This window comes from Streptomyces sp. HP-A2021 (assembly GCF_022807935.1).
GTDB lineage: Bacteria > Actinomycetota > Actinomycetes > Streptomycetales > Streptomycetaceae > Streptomyces > Streptomyces afghaniensis.
In genome coordinates this window covers 9376905-9394267 of sequence record NZ_CP094344.1, presented here as the reverse complement: position 1 = coordinate 9394267, position 17363 = coordinate 9376905, and the positions used below count along the sequence as shown (strand labels likewise).

Genomic DNA, 17363 nt, shown 5'->3' with positions numbered 1-17363 from the left:
GAGCCACCCCGACCGGACATCAGCGGATGTACTTGGCGGGTTTGGTTGCGGCGTTGAGCAGATACTCCAGAGGGCCGCGGCGGAAGAAGCGGGACCAGATCGTGGCGAACACGATCGCTGTCACGATGTACGTGAGCACGGGTACCCAGGACGTCGTGGTGCCAGCGCCGGAAGCGGGCCACGCGGACTGTGCGAGGAAGTGGCCTACGTAGGCGGTCAGGGACATGGTGCCCACGGCGATGACCGGCTTCGCCAGGCGGCGCAGTAGCGGCAGGCGGTCCATCGCCGCCGTCGCGGCCACGATCACGAGGATCGCGATGCCCGCGCAGCCGATGGTGTCGAAGGTGGTGCCGGTGTGGGACACGGCGCCCAGCAGGTCCGAGGCCGACAGCTCGGGCCCGCCGGGTGCGCTGCCCATGGAGCCGGAGACCGCGGAGCCGCTGCCCATGGAGCCCGGACCGGAGCCGCTGGAGGGTCCCCCACCTCCGCCGACGTTCCATACCGCGCTCGCGCCGGTCAGCAGTGTGGCCAGGCCGTAGGCGGCTGTGGCGAGGCCGGCACCGAGGACGGCCAGGCGCCGCCGGACGACGGGGGCGGACAGGTCGAGGCGGGCCAGAGCCATGCCGGTGGTCACGAACGCCATCCACGTGATGGTCGGGTAGAGGCCCGTCAGCAGCAGATCGAGTACTCCCACGGTGCTGAGGCGTTCCAGCGGGTCGTAGGCGTTGATGGTCTGCTGGACGGAGTCGCTCAGCCACATCTTCAAAACGAACGCCAGCTGCGGCATGACCAGCGCGATCCCGGCCGCGATGAGCGCCAGTGTCCTGGCGCTCAGTCGTACCAGGAGCAGTGCGAGGAGGAAGTAGACGCCGTAGTAGGCGAGGATGATGATGTCCCCGTACTCCATCGCCAGCACGGTGCCCAGGGCCAGCAGGATCACGGCGCGGATCGCGATGCGGGCCCTCGCCTGCCGGCCCGCCAGGCCGGTCTTCGGCTCACGGCGGCCGGCGATCAGCATCAGCGAGAACCCGGCGAGGGTGGCGAACAGGGCCGAGGAGCGTCCCTCGGCCAGGAAGTACACCCAGCTGCCGACGCTGCCCTGGGGGGAGTCCATCGGGGCGATGTGCACGATGTACATGCCGAACACCGCCAGCGCACGGGCCAGATCCAGCCCGACCAGGCGTCCCATCGAGGGGCGGCCCGAGACTTGCCCGGCGGACTCGGACGAGGCCTTCGGCGGTGGAGTCGCGTTCCTCTACGGAGCCGACAGCTCCTGCGGCGGCTTTACCTGTGTCATACGACGAATCCTTCGGTGCCGCCAGGAGGTGGAACATCCGACAGGTTTCGGCAACGCCCCCGCCGACCGGCTGGGACTGCCCCGCCGACCGGCGGAACCGCGCCGCGCCGACAGGCCGGCGGGCCCGGCCGGCACACTTCCCGCACCGAATCAGTTCACCGAAGTAGTGGCTAGGGGTGAGCACTAGCGTGCCGCCTGAAACGTACGCCGGTACGCCTGGGGTGAGATGCCGATCGCCGCGTGCAGGTGCTGGCGCAGGGAGGTGCTCCTGGGGAAGCCGAACCCGGTCGGCGATCTGGTCCACCGACAGGTCGCTCGGCTCCAGCAGGTCCCGGGCTCGGGCTACACGCTGCTGCGACGACTGCGGTGGCCGTGCCCAGGAGTTCAGGGCCTCTGCACGGCGAGCTGGAGGTCATCGGCCGGTTGGGCTTTCGGGGGTCCTTTCAGAATGCCGGATTCTTCCGGGCGAGGGTCATGCAGTGGGCGAGTGGAGGAAGGCGTCGTGCATGTCGTCGCGTGCTTCCCAGCGGATCCGCAGTCGGCGGGGGCCGTGGAGCCAGGCGATGGCGGACTCGGCAACCCATCGGATTTACCCCAGGCCCGAGCCGTGCGGCTCGCCGCGCCGGGCGATCTTCGGTGTGATGCCGCGTTCGCGCAGCCGGCGGCGGTAGATGTCGTGGTCGTAGCCGCGGTCGGCGTATAACGTGCGGGGCTTGCGCCGGGGCCTGCCTCGTTTGCCACGTACCGGCGGCAGGCCGTCGACCAGGGGCAGGAGCTGGGTGATGTCGTTGCGGTGACCGCCCATCAGGGACACGCGCAACGGGATGCCGCAGGCGTCGGTCAGCACGTGGTGTTTCGAGCCCGGCCGTGCGCGGTCAACCGGGCTCGGGCCGACTTTTGGGCTGCCTCGCCCCCGCTTGGCCTGCACGTGCGAGGCATCGATCGTGGCGCGGGAGAAGTCGAGGCGGTCCGCTGCCCGAAGCCGGTCCAGCAGCACCCGCTGGAGTTCCTCTCACACTCCGGCCCGCTGCCACTCGGCCAGACGCCGCCAGCAGGTGGGACCCGAACCGAACCCCAACTCCTGCGGCAGGAACTCCCACTGGACGCCGGTGTAGAGGACGAACAGCACGCGCTGGAGCGTCTTGCGGTCATCGATCCGCTTGCACCCCGGGTGCCGGAACCGCTCCTGCTTCGGCAGCAGCGGCTCGATCACCGCCCACAACTCGTCACTGACCTCCCACCGTGCCACAAGAGGATCATTCTGCAAGGACCCCTAAGGGGTACTTCCTGGCCGTGGCCCGTGTGGTGGCGGATACCCGGGCGCTGGGAATCCGCGTTACAGCGTGCGGATCACAGCGCCGGCTCGATGGTGAATCACGCGCTGTTCGTCGCCACGGCCAACCCGCTCGAACACCGGCTGCTGTTCGAGCACTTACTCAGCGAGCGGCGTACGCCGTTGCCGGACATCGACATCGATGTGGAGTCCGAGCGCCTGCTGGAGGTGTACGACACGATCATCAAGCGGTTCGGGCGGGAGCGGACCGCGGTCACCGGCATGCCCGAGACCTACCGGGCGCGGCACGCCCGGCACTTCCCTGTCAGGTTCAGCGTGTTGAAGTCGGAGCGGGTCTCGCCGCGGGCGGTCGACTGCTCGGGACAGGTGGCAGGCTGCCCGCAACGGAGACCTCCCACGTCATCGCTGCCGCCCAGCGGAAGCCGGCAGCGATCGCGATTACAGCCCGATGTCAGCCAGCCACTGGCTCGTGGTCCGCGGGGTGATGCCTAGCAGCTTCTGGGCGGAGGACTCCGGCGTGATCGAACGGCCCGGCATGGCACTCATCGTGCCGTAGCAGCCGAACGAAGCCGCCGCGCCGGCGGCCACGGGGATGGAGCTGCCGCCCGGCCCACGTCGAAGGCCTGCGCAAGACCCACGAGATCATGTCCGGCCAGCTCGGGATCGAGACCCGGCTGATCCCCCGAAGCGGGATCCACTCCGAGATCGGCTCCGACCGCTTCCACGGCGGAATGGTCGACGCCAAGAGTGCCGTGCTGCACGTCGACGGAGGATCACCACCAAGGAGGAGTACTTGGCCCGCCAAGCCGCCCGGTCGGTGTGCTCGCCGCCTGTCCTTCTCCCCACATCGCTATGGCGACCGCCTGGGTGTCGAAGAGACCCTGGCCACCGGGGTGGAGGTGGTGGTCTTTATGGTCACGGTGAACTGGACGGGGAAGTGGCGATGGCGGCGCTGCTCACCCCGATGGCGTGGTACGCCGTTTTCTTCGCGGACGGTTGACGATGCTGACAGGGTGAGTGACCGTGTCCCGTACGCCGGGCATCTGGGCGATGTTCTCCCAGACGACTCGTACGCGTTCCAGCGAGGCTGCCTCCAAACGCACCATGATGTCGTAGTCGCCGCTGAGGATCTCACAGATGACGACCTCCGGAATGCTCTTGAGTGCGGCCAGGACGTCGCCTCCGCGCATGCAGTCCTGGCGGTAGACGAGGACGAGCGCCGAGACGACATTGCCGGTGTCCTCGCCCGGGCGGACGATGGTGTAGCCGGCGATGTGGCCGTGCCGCTCCAGCCGTTCGATGCGCTGGCGCACCGCATTACGGGAGAGCAGCACCCTGCTGGCCAGCTCCGAGTGCGAGAGGCGGGCGTTGCGGGTCAGCTCGGCGATGATCTTCTCGTCGATGGCGTCCACGGCCAACCGTCTACTTCGTCAAGTCGGTGGAGATGGCCGTCCCACGGCACTCGGATCACGGGTGCCATGAGGGCTGCGGAGCATGGTGGGGTGCCGGTGAGGAAGAACCGAGACTCCCCACCGGGCTGCCGTGGCTGCTTGACGTCCCAGACGCCCTGCCCCGCCAACTGCTGGATGTCCTTTGCTGTCGGTGACCAGGACGTAGTGGAATGGACCCTCACCCCGGTCACTGCCTTGCCCTGCACGACGGGGGGGGAGAAGGCTCCGCTGGTGTCGGCTTGCTCAGCTGTGAAAGCCGGGCAATGACAGGTACTTGAGCTGCTGGTACTCGTGGAGGCCCTCGGGCCCGCCCTCACGGCCCAGGCCGGACTGCTTGATCCCGCCGAAGGGTGCCGCGACCTCGGAGACCAGGCCGCGGTTGATGCCGACCATTCCGGCCTCCAGCCGGGCGGCGACCCGGCGGGCGCGGTCGATGTGGGACGTCATCACGTACGACGCGAGGCCGTGCTCGGTGTTGTTGGCCACCGTGATGGCCTCGGCCTCGGTGGAGAACCGGTGGATGGCGGCAACGGGTCCGAAGACCTCCTCGTGCATGATCGCGGCGTCGGCGGGGACGTGGTCCAGCACGGTGGGGGCGGCCCAGTGGCCCGGCCCTTCAGGGATCTCCGCCTTGCCGATGACGACGGCGCCCCGGGTCACGGCGTCCTCGACGAGGTGGCGGACCTTGTCCACCGCACGGTGGTCGGCCAGCGGCCCGAGCTCGGTGTCCTCCCGGTCCGGGGAGCCGACCCGAATGGCGGCAATCCGTTCGCCCAGCGCCGCGGCGAACTCGTCGGCGATCCCCTCCTGCACCAGGAACCGGTTGGCGCCGACACAGGACTGGCCGCCCAGCCGCATCTTCGCGATCATCGCTTCGCGGACCGCGAGGTCGAGGTCGGCGTCGTCGAAGACCAGGAACGGCGCGTTGCCGCCCAGCTCCATCGAGGTGCGCAGCACCCGGGCACCGCTCTGCTGAAGCAGCAGCCTGCCGACCGGAGTGGACCCGGTGAAGGACAGCTTGCGCAGCCGGGGGTCGGCCAGCAGCGCCGTGGTGACCGCTGCCGCGTCGCTGCTGGTGATCACGGTCAGGACGCCTGCGGGCGCGCCGGCCTCGCGTGCCAGCTCGCCCAGCATCAGGGAGGACAGCGGAGTGAGCGCTGCCGGTTTGAGCACGGCGGTGCAGCCTGCGGCGAGGGCGGCGGCGGCCTTGCGGGCGGCCATGGCCAGCGGCACGTTCCACGGGGTGATCAGCAGGCAGGGCCCGACCGGTTCGGCGACGGTGACGATGTGGCTCTTGCCGTCCGGGGAGGGCGTGCTGCGTGCGTGGGGGCGGACCGCCTCCTCGGCGTACCACCGGAAATAGGCCGCGGCGTAGTCGACCTCGCCCCGGGCTTCGGTGATCGTCTTGCCGATCTCCAGCGTGATGATGCGGGCCAGACGCTCACGGTGTTCGGTCAGGGCGTCGGTGAGCCGGTGCAGGACGGTCGCCCGGTCCCGCGGGCTGCTGAGGGCCCACTGGTCGGCGGCCGCGGCCGCCGCGTCCAGTGCTTTCAGCGCGTCTTGTGCGCCGCAGTCGGCGACGGTGGCTATGACTTCCTCGGTCGCGGGGTTGCGCACCTCGAAGGTGCGACCGCCGGTGGCGGGTTGCCAGTCGTGGGCGAGGAAGCCACGGGGGACGGTTTCCAGGACTGCCGACTCCACTGAGGGAGCGGTGAGGGTGTCAGTCATGCGCGTGGCTCTTTCGCTGATCGCAGGATGGTGTGTTGAGAGAGCACGATCGGTGGGTGGTCATACGGCCTCGCCTCCCGGGTTGGCGACACCGACGGTGTTCTCGACCGAGAGCAGGGAGTCCTGCCGTCCGGAGCCGAGCCAGCGCACCAGGGCCACCAGACCCAGGGCGAGGATCGCGAAGGCGATGAGGATCGCGCTGACCGCGGTCACGCTGGGGTCGATCTCGAAGGTGAGCGAGTTGTAGACCTGCACGGGCAGGGTGACGGTGTCGACCGAGGACAGGAACTGGGAGATGTAGAACTCGTCGAAGCTGGTGATGAAGGAGAAGATCGCCGCCGCGATCATGCCCGGCGCAGCGAGCGGGAAGGTGATCTTCCGGGCGATCGTGAGGCGGCCGGCGCCCATGCTGGCGGCGGCGTCCTCGAGGCGTTCGTCGATGCCGCGCAGGGTCGCGATCAGGATCAGCACCGCGATCGGTGAGGCCAGCACCGTGTGGCCCAGCGCGATCGCGATGGGGCTGCCCAGCATCGCGGCCGGTTCGAAGAACAGGAACAGCCCGAGCGCGGTGACGATCTGCGGGATGACCAGCGGTCCCAGGACCAGGGCGAACACCGCCGAGCGCAGCGGCAGTTCACTGCGGACCAGCGCGGTGGCCGCGGTGACCCCGATGACCAGGGAGAACACGGTGCTCAGGGCGGCGACCAGGGCGGACAGGGACAGTGCGGCGGGCCATTTGCTGCCGTCGGCGAACAGGGCCTTGTACCAGTTCAGCGTCCACGTCTCCGGGGGGAAGGAGGCGAAGGCGTTGTTGCTGAAGGAGGTGACGAGGATGACGACGATCGGCAGCGCCAAAAACAGCAGGACCACGGTGGCGACCGCGGTCAGGGCGATGCGGCCGGCGAGGGTCTTGCGCAGTTCCATCATCACGCGCTCCTCTTCTTACGGCTCGCGCCCAGCGAGGTCACGGCCTTGACCAGCAGCAGTCCGGCCAGGGTGAGGACCAGCAGGATGACGCCCTGGGCGGCCGCTCCGTTCCACTGGTTCTCCTTGGTGACCTGCTGGTTGATGAGAGTGGCGATCATCGTCTGGTTCGGTCCGCCCATCAGGGCCGGGGTGATGTAGTAGCCCAGCGACAGGATGAAGCTGAGCAGCCCGGCACTGGCCAGCCCGGGGGCGACCAGCGGCAGATAGATACGCCGGAAGATCGTCACCTTGCCCGCGCCCATGCTGGACGCGGCCGCCAGCAGCCGGCGGTCCACCCCGCGCATCACCCCGTAAAGGAGCAGCACCGTGTAGGGGAGCATCATCGACGTCGTACCGATGACCACACCCAGCTCGTTGTAGAGCAGCTGGAACGGGGCACCGGGAACCGACATGCTGGTCAGGGACTCGTTCACCAGGCCCTTGTCACCGAGCATGATGATCCAGCCGTACGTGCGCACCAGCGCGCTGACGAAGTGCGGGACGACCACGACCAGCATCGCCAGACCGGCCAGGATGGGCTTGAGCCGGGTGATCGCCTGGGCCAGGACGAACCCGAAGACCAGGCTCAGCACCGCCGTCTCGGCGGAGATCCGCAGCGTGGTGAACAGCACCGACAGGTTCACGCCGGTCAGCGCGTCTGCGTACCAGTGCAGCGTGAACGAGCCGTCGGCGTCCTTCAGGCTCAGCAGCAGTGTGGAAAAGATCGGGTAGACGAACAGCACCAGCAGATACACGACGACGGGGAGCGCGTACAGGATCCCGACCCGCGTCCGCCGCGAAGCCAGCAGCTTGCGCGGACGAGCCGGAGCGCCCGCGGTGAGGGTTGCTGCCATGACTCACCCCGCCTTTTCGTCGGTGGGGAAGAGGTTGACGTCCTCGGGGTCCGCACTGATCCCGACCCGCTCGCCGGCCACGGGCCCGCGGCCGGCGGGGACCTCCAGGCGCAGCAGCGGCCCGTCACCACCGTCGATCCGGATCCCGGCGCGCACCAGCGTGCCGACGTAGGTGGCGTTCTCCACCGTGCCGGTACAGAACCCGTCGCCGGCGGCACAGGCCCGCAGCCGGCCGGGCTGGACGGCGACCTTGACCCGGGTGCCCGAGGCGAGGTCGTGATGGCGGGCCTTGATCAGGCCACCACTGTTGTCGAGACGGACCAGGGTGTGCTCGCCGTCGTGCTGCTCGATACGCCCGGGCAGGAAGTTCGCCGCGCCGAGGAAGTCCGCCACGAACGGCGTCCTCGGCCGCTCGAACAGCTCGCGGGGGGTGTCGAACTGCTCGATAAGACCGTTGCGCATCACCGCGATACGGTCCGACATCACCAGCGCCTCTTCCTGATCGTGCGTCACATAGATGACGGTCAGGCCGAGTTCCTGCTGGATGGTCTTGATCTCCACCTGCAGCTGGTCACGCAGCTTCTTGTCCAGCGCGCCCAGCGGCTCGTCCATCAGGATGACCGGCGGCCGGTAGACCAGCGCCCGGCACAACGCCACACGCTGCTGCTGACCACCGGACAGCTCACGCGGCTTACGGCCCCCGAACCCGGACAGGCCCGCGATCTCCAGCGTCTCCCCGACACGCCGACGGATCTCGTCCTTCGGCACCCCGCGCAGCGTCAGCGGGAAAGCGACGTTCTCCGCGACCGTCATGTGCGGGAACAGCAGGTACTGCTGGAAGACGAAACCGAGGCCCCGTTTCTGCGGCGCCAGGCGGGTGACGTCACGGCCGCCGACGGTGATGGTGCCGGAGTCGGGTTCGCAGAACCCGGCGATCATCATCAGGGTCGTGGTCTTGCCCGACCCGGAGGAGCCGAGGAAGGTGACGAACTCCCCCGCGGCGATCTCCATCGACGCCTCGTCGACAGCGACCACGTCCCCGTACGTCTTACGCAGTGCCACCACCGACAGCGCCTTGCCGGTCGCCGTGGCCGACTTGACGCCGGCCACCTTCACCGACGGTGCCGCGATACCGAATTCAGCCACGAGCCCACTCCAACCAGCGCTTGGTGACGGCCGATTCGTTCTTCAGCCACCAGTCGACATCCGCATCGAAACCCTTGTCGTAGTACTTCGGCGCACCCGCCAGCGCGTTGCGCTCCTCCTCGGTGAGCTTGGCGTAAGCCACCGGAGACGACGGGTTCGACGGGAACGCCTTGGCCAGGTTGGCCTGGCTCTCGGCACGCAGCGCGAAGTCCATCAGCTTGTAGGCGTTGTCCGCGTTGGCCGCGCCCTTGGCGATGGCGTAACCCGAGAACTGGCGGCGCATGCCGTTGAGCTGCCGCTCGACCGGGACACCCTGCTTCTGCAGATCCGCGATCCGGCCGTCCCAGACGGTCGACATCGTCACCTCCTCGCGGCTCAGCAGCACACCGGGCAGCGGGCCGCTGTCCCAGAACTTCTTGATGTCGCCCCGCAGCCGGGTCAGCATCTTGAAGGCGCGGTCCAGGTCGAGCGGGTACAGCTTGTCCATGGGGACGCCGTCGGCCAGCAGCGCGAACTCCAGCTCCGGCAGGTCACCGTCCGGGTGGACCATCGCCCGAGCGCCCTTGAACGCCTTGGTGTCCCAGAAGTCCGCCCACGACTCCGGCTTCTTACCCCCGAACGCGTCCGTGCGGTACGCGATGCACTGACCGTAGAAGCTGTGGCCGACGGCGTGGTCGGTGATCTGGGCCTCGGGGATCTTCGCGCTCTTCACGCTCTTGATCCGGTCGAGGTCCAGCGCCTCCAGCGCGTCCTGCTTGACGTACTTGGTGTGCGACATCATCGAGTTGTTGATGAGGTCACACTGCGGCCGGCCCTGCTTGATCTGGGCCAGCAGCGGGGCGTCATCCAGGTTCAGCACCTTGACGCTGATGCCGGTCTCCTGCGTGAACGGCGTGTAGATCGCCTTCTGCAGGGCGGCACCGTAGGAACCGCCGCTGTCACGGACGACCACCGTCTTGCCGCCCTTGCCACCACTCCCACCGGCTGTCCGGCTGGAGCCGGTGCCGCAGGCGGCGAGGGAGGGAAGAGCGGCGAGGGCGGCCAGACCGCCTGCTCCGCGCAGGAGCGCTCTACGACCGATCTGGGCATCACTCATGGCAATACTCCTCATCTGGGGACGCATTGGGACCAGCTGTGCGGGGGCTTTACCTCGCATGCGGGGGGGGGATTGTTCAGGGCGGCGAACGCGGACAGAACATCGCCCGCTTGCCTTGCCGATCGCCGTTTGGGGCGCGTGTTCGCCGTGGCTCGAAGTTCCCGACGAGCTTGTCGCGGGAGCGACGTCGGCTGGGTGACCGGGTGGGTGGCGGTGGGGAAACTGGAGCCGGGACAGGGGGTGACCAGCGGAGTGGGGGTGGTCCTCAGCAGAGCCGGAGCATGAGGGCTCTGATGAGGGATGAAGCAGATCCTGGCCTGGGGCTGAGGGACGGGCCGAGCGGACCATCGGCTACGGCGACGTTGCTCAGCAGGTAGCTTCGCGTAAACCCTGAAGGCGATCGGGGCCGGGCATCGGCATCACGTCACGGTCACGTAGATCTTGCGCACGGTTTCGATGGTCTTCCAGACGCCGACGTAGCCCGGCTTCATGACGAAGCTGTCGCCGGCCTTGTAGATCACCGGCTCGCCGCCTTCGGGTGTGAGTTCGACGATGCCGGAGAGGATGTGGCAGAACTCGAAGGTCTCGCCCTTGATCGAGCGCATCTCGCCGGGCGTCGCTTCCCAGACGCCCGTATGGATCGACTCCCCACGGGCGACGTCCTGGGCCCAGGTCCGAAAAGCAGGGTTGCCGGACATCAGGCGTTCCGGGAGCGGGCCGGACTCTCGCGGCGTGAAGGAGGGATTGGTGTCGATGGCCTTCAGGAGCGACATGTCTTTCCTTTTGGAGCTTGAGAAGTTGGTGGCCGCGGCCACGGTCGACGAGCTGCTGCCGAGCGGCATCTGACACACGCTCGTGGGCATGGCCCTTTCCCGATGTGCGGAGGCCGATACGAGGCATCGTGGCTCGTGCCGAGGTGCCCGGGTGGCTCGGATACGGTTGTCGGCACGGGCGCACTGAGGGTGACGCCGTTCGAGCGGGGCAGGCGAATGGGGCACGCGCTCGACGCTTGTTCGACGGTTCATGTCGCAATCGGCGGACGCCCGAGGCAGAAGGAGCGACGGAGAACAGGTCGTTCAGCTCCTTGCTGATGGTGATGCCCAGCAAGGTGTTCAGCCAGCGGTGTACCCGCCGTCGACGGTCAGGACCGATCCGGTCACGTACGACGACTCCCGCGAGGCGAAGAAGAGCACCGCGTCGGCGACCTCTTCGGGGGTGGCGAGGCGTTGGAGCGGGATCGTGCTCTCGCGCTGACGGCGGTAGCCCTCGGGGTCGGGCCTGCGCTGGAACGCCGCTTCGATGATCGGTGTGGCGGTCAGACCCGGAGCGACGACGTTGACCCGGATGTTGCGCGGGGCCCATTCGATCGCGGCGCCCTTGGCGAGCATGATGAGGCCCCCCTTGGCGGCGGAATACAGGACCTGCCCGGACATGCCGACCATGCCCAGCCGTGAACTGACGCAGACGAACGAGCCGCCGGTCTCGGGCATCAGCGGGGCGAAGTGCTTCATCACCAGGAACGCGCTGAGCAGGTTGCTCTCGAGCACGTTCCTCGCGTCGTCGCAGGCCATCTCGGTGAGCGGACTGTCGGCCTGCAGGCCGTGGTTGAGGACGACGACGTCGACGGTGCCGAAGGTCTCTGCGGCCTGCTTGGCCAGGTGCTCGACGAACGTCTCGTCGTTGAGGTCTCCGGGAACGTACAGATCGTCGGGCTCAGCGCTGTCGAGCCGCTCCCTGCGGCCGGTGAGCAGGAGCCGCCCGCCCTCACGGCGGAAGTGGGAACTCACCGCCTGCCCTATGCCACTGCTGGCGCCTGTCACCAAGGCCGTGACGTTCTCGAGTCTCATGTCAGGCACTCCTCATTACGGGGGAGGTCGGTCGGGGGTGGGGTCTTGGGGAGGACGGGGGTCTCGTCCCGTGCCGGTCAGTTGAGGAATCCGCGGGCGTCGACCGGCCACCGCTCCAGCGACGTGCCCGTGCTGTCGGTGACGATCAGTTCCTCGAAACCGAGGACGACGGGGCATACATGGTTGGGCACCACCGGTACGACGCTTCCGACGCTGGGGCGGAAGTCGCCGTCCGGCAGCGGGAGGAACCCGTGGTACTCGTTGACCTTGGACAGGACCGCCTTCGTGCCGGCGATGCCGCCGTAGCCGATCTCGGGGCTGCCTTCTTTGCTGAGGGCCTTGTTGCCCACATCGACGATGACCTGGTCGGGGACCCAGTCACTGACCACGGTCCCGGCGACGAACAGCGCGATCTGGTCCTCCGTGCAGGAGCCCAGCCGGGCGTTGTTCAGATCGCCGAAGACGTACTCGCCGGGACGGATCTCGGTGATCACGCTGCTGCTGGTGGAGAACTCGACGGTGGGCGTGGAGCCGGCGCTGACCACCTCTGCGGTGACCCCGACGCCTTCGAGGCTGCGTACCGCGGTGGTGAGCGCGGCCTCCTGGTCCTGCGCGGCACGCTGGCGAGCGTCGCGACCGAGGCAGCCGTGACCGGGATAGGTGAAGACGCCCGCCGGCACCAGACCGCGCTTGCGGGCGGCGAGCGCGAGGTCGCCCGCGAGCTCGGGCGGCGCCCCGGAACGACGGGCGCCGCAGTCGACCTCGATCACGACCTGCAGGCGGTCCGGTTCGTCTCCCATCGCGTCGGCGAGGGCCTCGATCGCCGCGACGTTGTCGACGCCGACCCGCAGCCGGGCGGACTCGGCGAGCCGGCGGATCCGGGGCTTCTTCGATCCCGAGGCCCAGATCGGGTAGGCGAGGAAGATGTCGTCGAAGCCGGCCGCGGCGAAGACCTCTGCCTCACCGACGTTTCCCGCGGTGATCCCGACCGCGCCGGCCTCGATCTGGCGCCGACCGATCTCCACGCACTTGTGTGTCTTGACGTGCGGCCTGACCTTGATGTTGTGCTGGTCGGCGAAGCCCTGCATGCGGTCGATGTTGCCCTGCATGACGTCGACCAGCACGATCGGCGCGGGGGTGTCGATCCGCTCGACCAGAGCGTCGAGTGCTCGTTGCAGCTGATTCACGCTGCCCTCCTTGTGGTTCTGCCTGGAACGATCGAGGGGAACGATCGAGGGGAAATGATCGGGGGGCGCGGGTGCTGACTCCCCTCGATGCCGAACGCGCGTGCCCCGCGATATCGCGCGCACTCGGGTACACCGCCGTCGGGGCCGCCCTACGCAGCGGTGATGACCATCTGGATCTCGACCGGACTGTTGAGCGGCAGCCCGGCGACACCGATCGCGGTGCGGGCGTGCCGTCCGTTCTCGCCCAGTACCTCGATGAGCAGTTCACTGGCCGCGTTGGCGACCTGCGACTGCTCACCGAAGTCCGGCGTACTGGCCACGAAGACCAGCATCTGCACGATCCGGACCCGGTCCAGATCGCCCACCGCCTGCACGGCGGCGGCAAGGCAGTTCAGCACGGCATCGTGCGCGAGTGACCGCGCCGTCTCGAGGTCGATGTCCCTGCCGACAGTGCCCTGCCCCAGCAGCCAACCGTCCCGGTAAGGCAGCTGGCCCGAAATGTAGATGCTGGAGCCCACCGTCCGGTGGTGCACGTAGTACGAGTTCTCCCGGAGCTCGGGAAGGGCCAGCCCCAGGGCCTGAAGCCGATCGGAAGCCGAGTCGGTGTTCGCTGCCGAAGTCTCATGATTCTTGATCATCTGTACTCGGCTCTCCTCTCGAGTAACGGCGGCGACAAAACCCCTTATGTTGGCTTAAAACCGTCAACCTATTGTCGTTTGTCGACCATATGGCTGCCCGTCGAGCACTGTCAATACGAGCTTCGCCCTCGAACGCGGCCGCGGAATCAGTTCGAGAGTGCGACGTGGCGGTTCAGGGCAAGCGCGCAGCGGCCGTTCAGGCACTGCGTAGCGGCCGTTCAGGGAAGCGCCTGTGGCGTGAGACGCCAGGCGGGTTCGGGACGCACCGAGTGCCTACGGGCACTCGCGGGCCGGGAGGAACGCCGGCCCCATCACCGCGCCGGGACGACCGCCGGCGAGGACATCATGGATACTCTGCCGTCCGCGGTCGCGCCTCCAGCACGGCGCACCCACCATGGCCGCGACTGAGGCCCGGACGCCGCACCAGTGTGCGGGGCGGCATCCGGGCAGGCCAAGAACGGGGCGCCCGGACGGGCAGCGCGCGTTCGGCGACCGATGATGCGGTGCGACAAGCGCACCACGCGGGTCAGTGCGCCGTCTCGGCCATGTCGCAGGTGTGGCAGACCACCCTGCGTGCCGGGATGCGGCCGTACGAAGCGCCCATGCCGATCGGGCGGGTGACCTGCACCTGACGTACGCGGGCGTGGTTCTCGCAGGTGGCCAAGCCGCAGCGCGAGCACACACCGATGCCGGTGGTGTCGCTGCGCGCCTCCTGGAGGCAGTCGTAGCACATCATGCTCAACTCCGATTTCAGCAGGGGCCCGGTGCAGCAGCCAACCCCCAAGAACAAACCCACCCAGGCCACGCACACCTACTCAAGGAGCTTGAAAAGTAAACTCCAGTTTAGACTTTGTCAAGACTGAGATTCGATCGCGATCGCATGGCCAGTGCGCGATAAGTGAAGCCCCTTGATCCTCTTGCCCCGTGACCCGCTGACCCGCCTGAACCGCTTGGCCCTCTTGATCCGCCCGACCTGACTACCAGTCAGCGCTTGCCGTTCAACAGCACAGCGAACGCGGCCCGCGTCCCCGAGCCTCGCGACACCGCGCTCCAGGGGGAGTCGCCCGCAGATACGTCGGCAACCTCGGCACCGCGCGGACGGCGCCGCCGGAATGCATGCCGATCAACGGTTACGCATGCGCCTCACCAGCCGCGACCGGCCACGGCTGCCCCACCCCGAACGGAGTCGGCGACATCGGCGCATTGCCTGGTCGCGGTGCGCGGGCGGGTCCGTCACCGTGCGCGCGGCAGTTGCCGGACGGAAGCCGACCGATCGCGGCCACGACAGGAGGCACCCAGGACTCGGCCCAGCCGCTCGATCCGGCATGCGCCCGCCGGCGGACCCTTCATCGATGCCCTGCCCGTGGTCGCACACCTCGATCACCGAACGCAGCGACGTCGACGCCGTGGCGAGCGGGCTTGGATGTCTCACGCAGGCGGCATGGACTCAGACATGCCGGGACGCGGGCTCCCCCGGGTCTCCCGCCCGGGCTCCCAGCCCCACGGGGAAATGGGCAGCCAGTTCCTGGCGGAACGCGTCGGTGTCGCCTTCCAGGGCGACCGCGGCCAACCGCTCGTGCTCGACGACCAGTTGCTGCGGGTCGTCGCTGTAGGTGCGGTGGTCGACGCTGAGGTGGAGGCGCAGCTTGGTCTCCCAGCCGTTCCAGAGACTCTGCAGGACGCCGTGCCCCGAGAGCTCGTAGAAGAGCCGGTGGAATCGGAGGTGCGCGTCGATGCTGGCCGGGATGTCGTCCTTCTCCATGGCCCGGCGGAGATCCTCGACGGTTTGCAGCAGCTGGGGCCGCTCAGGACCGCGCAGCGCTTCGGCCGAGAGCTCGGCGGCGTACGGCTCGACGCGCAGCCGGACCGAGTCGATCTCGGCGACCTCCCGAGCACTCACCTCCACGACGAACGCCCCACGGTAGGGGATCTTCACGACGAGGCCTTCCTCCTCCAGCTTGGTCAGCGCCTCGCGCAGCGGGGACCGGCTGATGCCGAGATCCGCGGCGATGTGCGCCTCGCGCAGCTGGCCACCAGGAGGCACGGTCCCATCGAGGATGGCGGCACGCAGTGTGCGGTAGACGCCGTCCGGCGTCGTCATCCGCTGCTCCTGCCACTCGAACTTGTGGTCCACCCCGTGGCCCTCCCTCGGTGATTGCCGACCACTTGGTCGTTTGTCGACTATACCTCCGCCGGTTGCATCAACGTCATCGAGTGGGCTGCGCCGGTGGATCACCTCATGCGCACGGAAGGGGGTCGGCGCCGTCCTGCCCAAGGCGCTCCTCTGGCGCTGTTGACAGCTCAGACACGTTTGGTCGACAATCGACCAAACAGATGGTCGACAATCGACCACAGTGTCAGGCGGCTCCACTTAAACACACAGGAGGACCAGTGGCATTCGACATCAAGCCCAAGTTCGCGACGTTCGACATGAACGGAACGCTGATCAAGTTCAGCATCAACGACACGATGCGCGAGATCCTGGGCGACCGACTGCCGGCCGAGGTCGCCGATGAGTACCTGCGGATCTGCAAGGCGTACCGGATCGACGAGTGCACGGGCGCGTACCAGCCGTTCCACCAGGTCGTCGCGCGTTCCATGGAACGCGCCTCGCGCAAGGTCGGCCTCGAGTACCGCGAGGACGAGGCGCGGGCGGTGTACGAGCGCATCCCCACCTGGGGCCCCTACCCCGGTGTCACCGAGGCGCTGAACCGCCTGGCCGAGGAGGTCCCGCTGGTCATCATCACCAACAGCGACACCGCGCACGCCGTGCGCCTCGCGGAGAACCTCAAGGCCCCGTTCGAGGTCGTCATCAGCGCCGAGGAGATGGGCGTCTACAAGCCGCGACTCAGCGCGTTCGAGTACATGTTTGACAAGCTCGGCGTGACACCCGACGAGATCGTCCACGTCTCCGCGAGCCCCATGTATGACCACCGATCCGCGACCGTCATGGGCATCGAGAACAAGGTGTACGTCGACCGCGGCTTCGAGCATGACGAGCACTGGCTCGGCTACGAGCGGATCACCGACATCGCCGACCTCCCGGTCCTCTTCGGCCTGCCGCGCCCCTGACGTCCGAGCGGAGAACTGGAGAACCCGAAAACAGGAGAACTGAGGAAATGGTCCACAGCAAGGCGGTGGCGGCATGAGCCTGCCCCTGCCTCAGACCGTCAAGGGCGACTCGGCTTCGGAAAGGCTCCAGAACATCGGACTGGAGCTGCCCGACCTTCCCGGCAACGCATACTTCGTGCACCACCGGGCGGTGGACTCCAGCATCCACATCTCCGGACAACTCCCCTATCGGGACGGTGAGTTGCTGGGTCAGGGCGTTGTCGGCCGGGACGTGGAGCTGGAGACCGCGAAGGAGCTCGCGCGCCATGCCGTGCTGAACTGCCTTGCCGCCGCCGTGCAGGCGGTGGGCGATCTGGACCGGGTCCGGATCGTGCAGATGCTGGTCTTCGTGGCCAGTACGCCGGACTTCGGTGAGCAGTCGCAGGTCGCCAACGCGGCCAGTGAACTGCTCATCGAGGTACTGGGCGAGAACGGACGGCACGCCCGTACCGCGATCGGTGTCGCCGGGCTGCCGCTCAACACCCCGGTGGAGATCCAGATGATCTGCACCGCGGTGTAGCGGCGCGTACCGAAGCGCCGATGGTGCCGGTCGACGTGATGCGGGAACCATCGGCCGTGTGCAGGACTTCGGCGCCGAGCACAGCCTCGACTCCAGGCCATACGTCACAACTCACATATCAAGGCCTCCCTCCAGCGCAGGTCAGCGGCCCCGAGGCCCCCATCCGCGGGCGTGGGGGGCCTGGGGGCCGGCGCCGGCAGCCGCTCAGGCACCTCGCCACTCCCCCGT

The 17363-nt window shown here is 68.1% G+C and carries 15 protein-coding genes and 3 pseudogenes; 3 read left to right on the top strand and 15 right to left on the bottom strand.

Annotated elements, in window-relative coordinates; translation table 11 throughout:
• Nucleotides 1-19: 19 nt before the first annotated feature.
• From MQE23_RS42285 to MQE23_RS42275, 3 genes and pseudogenes are all read right to left on the bottom strand, one after another.
• Nucleotides 20-1189, bottom strand: coding sequence for a DUF418 domain-containing protein (locus MQE23_RS42285; RefSeq protein ID WP_347710152.1), 1170 nt, complete (start codon nt 1187-1189; stop codon nt 20-22).
• Nucleotides 1190-1480: 291 nt separating this feature from the next.
• A pseudogene (locus tag MQE23_RS42280) lies at nt 1481-1652 on the bottom strand (helix-turn-helix domain-containing protein); the annotation flags it as partial.
• An 88-nt stretch (nt 1653-1740) separates the two neighbouring features.
• Nucleotides 1741-2546 (bottom strand): annotated as a pseudogene (locus MQE23_RS42275) (IS5 family transposase).
• Nucleotides 2547-2578: 32 nt separating this feature from the next.
• On the opposite strand from MQE23_RS42275, the pseudogene MQE23_RS42270 reads away from it, so the two are divergent.
• A pseudogene (locus tag MQE23_RS42270) lies at nt 2579-2882 on the top strand (DNA polymerase III subunit alpha); the annotation flags it as partial.
• 665 nt (nt 2883-3547) lie between these two features.
• On the opposite strand, the gene MQE23_RS42265 reads toward MQE23_RS42270, so the two are convergent.
• From MQE23_RS42265 to MQE23_RS42210, 12 genes are all read right to left on the bottom strand, one after another.
• A complete protein-coding gene (locus tag MQE23_RS42265) occupies nt 3548-4003 on the bottom strand; it encodes an Lrp/AsnC family transcriptional regulator (RefSeq protein ID WP_243382100.1) in 456 nt (151 codons plus the stop codon).
• Between the two features lie 282 nt (nt 4004-4285).
• On the bottom strand, nt 4286-5770 hold the full coding sequence (locus tag MQE23_RS42260) for an NAD-dependent succinate-semialdehyde dehydrogenase (protein ID WP_243382098.1): 1485 nt from the start codon (nt 5768-5770) through the stop codon (nt 4286-4288).
• Nucleotides 5771-5830: 60 nt separating this feature from the next.
• Nucleotides 5831-6697 (bottom strand): ABC transporter permease, encoded by an 867-nt coding sequence (locus tag MQE23_RS42255; protein ID WP_020272278.1) that lies wholly within the window; start codon nt 6695-6697, stop codon nt 5831-5833.
• Entirely contained in the window at nt 6697-7590 is an 894-nt protein-coding gene (locus tag MQE23_RS42250) for an ABC transporter permease (RefSeq protein ID WP_020272279.1), read from the bottom strand. Before MQE23_RS42250 ends, MQE23_RS42255 begins: the two co-directional genes overlap by 1 nt.
• A gap of 3 nt (nt 7591-7593) precedes the next feature.
• Nucleotides 7594-8736 (bottom strand): ABC transporter ATP-binding protein, encoded by a 1143-nt coding sequence (locus MQE23_RS42245; RefSeq protein WP_020272280.1) that lies wholly within the window; start codon nt 8734-8736, stop codon nt 7594-7596.
• Nucleotides 8729-9832: an ABC transporter substrate-binding protein gene (locus MQE23_RS42240; protein WP_020272281.1), complete on the bottom strand. Its 1104-nt coding sequence runs from the start codon at nt 9830-9832 to the stop codon at nt 8729-8731. The genes MQE23_RS42245 and MQE23_RS42240 overlap by 8 nt, the downstream gene beginning before the upstream one ends.
• A 419-nt stretch (nt 9833-10251) precedes the next feature.
• Nucleotides 10252-10695, bottom strand: a complete 444-nt coding sequence (locus MQE23_RS42235; RefSeq protein ID WP_243382096.1) for a cupin domain-containing protein — start codon at nt 10693-10695, stop codon at nt 10252-10254.
• 249 nt (nt 10696-10944) lie between these two features.
• Nucleotides 10945-11679 (bottom strand): SDR family NAD(P)-dependent oxidoreductase, encoded by a 735-nt coding sequence (locus tag MQE23_RS42230; RefSeq protein WP_037668842.1) that lies wholly within the window; start codon nt 11677-11679, stop codon nt 10945-10947.
• A gap of 77 nt (nt 11680-11756) precedes the next feature.
• Nucleotides 11757-12866, bottom strand: coding sequence for an alanine racemase (locus tag MQE23_RS42225; protein WP_020272286.1), 1110 nt, complete (start codon nt 12864-12866; stop codon nt 11757-11759).
• A gap of 149 nt (nt 12867-13015) precedes the next feature.
• Nucleotides 13016-13504 (bottom strand): RidA family protein, encoded by a 489-nt coding sequence (locus MQE23_RS42220; protein ID WP_243382094.1) that lies wholly within the window; start codon nt 13502-13504, stop codon nt 13016-13018.
• A 526-nt stretch (nt 13505-14030) separates the two neighbouring features.
• Entirely contained in the window at nt 14031-14240 is a 210-nt protein-coding gene (locus MQE23_RS42215; protein WP_243382093.1) for a DUF2180 family protein, read from the bottom strand.
• A gap of 711 nt (nt 14241-14951) precedes the next feature.
• The gene (locus MQE23_RS42210; protein ID WP_020272289.1) at nt 14952-15638 is read right to left on the bottom strand and encodes a GntR family transcriptional regulator; all 687 of its coding nucleotides are present in this window, start codon (nt 15636-15638) and stop codon (nt 14952-14954) included.
• A gap of 257 nt (nt 15639-15895) precedes the next feature.
• On the opposite strand from MQE23_RS42210, the gene MQE23_RS42205 reads away from it, so the two are divergent.
• Both MQE23_RS42205 and MQE23_RS42200 read left to right on the top strand, forming a co-directional pair.
• The gene (locus MQE23_RS42205; RefSeq protein WP_020272288.1) at nt 15896-16576 is read left to right on the top strand and encodes a haloacid dehalogenase type II; all 681 of its coding nucleotides are present in this window, start codon (nt 15896-15898) and stop codon (nt 16574-16576) included.
• A 73-nt stretch (nt 16577-16649) separates the two neighbouring features.
• Entirely contained in the window at nt 16650-17135 is a 486-nt protein-coding gene (locus MQE23_RS42200) for a RidA family protein (RefSeq protein WP_243382091.1), read from the top strand.
• Nucleotides 17136-17363 lie beyond the last annotated feature (228 nt).

Bases quoted from the DNA above. Each gene is read 5' to 3' on its own strand.
- MQE23_RS42285 (WP_347710152.1), bottom strand. From the start codon at position 1,189: ATGGGACGCCTGGTCGGGCTGGATCTGGCCCGTGCGCTGGCGGTGTTC.
- MQE23_RS42260 (WP_243382098.1), bottom strand. From the start codon at position 5,770: ATGACTGACACCCTCACCGCTCCCTCAGTGGAGTCGGCAGTCCTGGAA.
- MQE23_RS42255 (WP_020272278.1), bottom strand. From the start codon at position 6,697: ATGATGGAACTGCGCAAGACCCTCGCCGGCCGCATCGCCCTGACCGCG.
- MQE23_RS42250 (WP_020272279.1), bottom strand. From the start codon at position 7,590: ATGGCAGCAACCCTCACCGCGGGCGCTCCGGCTCGTCCGCGCAAGCTG.
- MQE23_RS42240 (WP_020272281.1), bottom strand. From the start codon at position 9,832: ATGAGTGATGCCCAGATCGGTCGTAGAGCGCTCCTGCGCGGAGCAGGC.
- MQE23_RS42235 (WP_243382096.1), bottom strand. From the start codon at position 10,695: ATGCCCACGAGCGTGTGTCAGATGCCGCTCGGCAGCAGCTCGTCGACC.
- MQE23_RS42230 (WP_037668842.1), bottom strand. From the start codon at position 11,679: ATGAGACTCGAGAACGTCACGGCCTTGGTGACAGGCGCCAGCAGTGGC.
- MQE23_RS42220 (WP_243382094.1), bottom strand. From the start codon at position 13,504: ATGATCAAGAATCATGAGACTTCGGCAGCGAACACCGACTCGGCTTCC.
- MQE23_RS42215 (WP_243382093.1), bottom strand. From the start codon at position 14,240: ATGATGTGCTACGACTGCCTCCAGGAGGCGCGCAGCGACACCACCGGC.
- MQE23_RS42200 (WP_243382091.1), top strand. From the start codon at position 16,650: ATGAGCCTGCCCCTGCCTCAGACCGTCAAGGGCGACTCGGCTTCGGAA.